At 67.3% G+C, this 257-nt stretch carries 1 protein-coding gene; it reads left to right on the top strand.

Annotated elements, in window-relative coordinates; translation table 11 throughout:
• Positions 1-47: 47 nt before the first annotated feature.
• Positions 48-257: hypothetical protein (locus QSK31_RS48675; RefSeq protein ID WP_285692025.1), on the top strand; the 210-nt coding region annotated here is incomplete at its 3' end.

The following is a 257-nucleotide window of genomic DNA, read 5'->3' on the forward strand; positions in this document are numbered from 1 at the left end:
GTAAGGTTTACGCTGCGGTCCTGGCCTACGATTCCGCCTCTGTCGAGTTGCGTGCCCTGCTCCCGGCGATCCAGGTGCCGACCACGGGGGAGATGCTGCGCGACAGCCGCACCATCACCCTCGACCCAGATCACCAGGTCGTGACCCGCGATCGGGCCACCGGCGTCCGTGTCATGCCCACGTCCGGACTGCAGGACGTGGCCGAGACTTCTGCGCTGGACGGGCTCGGACATGAACCGGTTCGTGCCCGATTCGCG

The organism is Actinoplanes sp. NBRC 103695 (assembly GCF_030269485.1).
Taxonomy (GTDB): domain Bacteria; phylum Actinomycetota; class Actinomycetes; order Mycobacteriales; family Micromonosporaceae; genus Actinoplanes.